This window comes from Monashia sp. HAY1-5C (assembly GCF_056755255.1).
This window is the reverse complement of sequence record NZ_JBPGXG010000319.1, coordinates 1-287: the sequence shown is the minus strand read 5'-3', so window position 1 is coordinate 287 and position 287 is coordinate 1. Positions and strand designations below refer to the sequence as shown.

Below are 287 nucleotides of genomic sequence, written 5' to 3'. Positions count from 1 at the left end.
GTGTAGAGAGTTCTATTCATGGCGGCGGAGTTTATCGACTTTTGTCGCCAATCGCCCGCAAGTGCACGGCAAAACGTTCAGCCAGCCAGCGTGCAGCCGGGCCGAGGGGTTCATCCCGGCGCCAGACCAGTTCCACCACCAACGCCGGCGGGGTCCATTCGCTGTCCAGTTCGACCATCAGGCCCTGATAAGCCGAATACTGCACCACATGCCGGGGCAGCCAGGCCCAGCCGAGATCGCGCACCAGCCATTCGGCCATCACGTAGAAGCTGTCGGCGCGCCACACT

General features: G+C 62.7%; 1 protein-coding gene. It reads right to left on the bottom strand.

From position 1 onward, the window contains the following. Nucleotides 1-31 precede the first annotated feature (31 nt). The coding region (locus ACR9ZK_RS21840; RefSeq protein ID WP_481344051.1) for a LysR substrate-binding domain-containing protein at nucleotides 32-287 on the bottom strand (256 nt) is incomplete at its 5' end.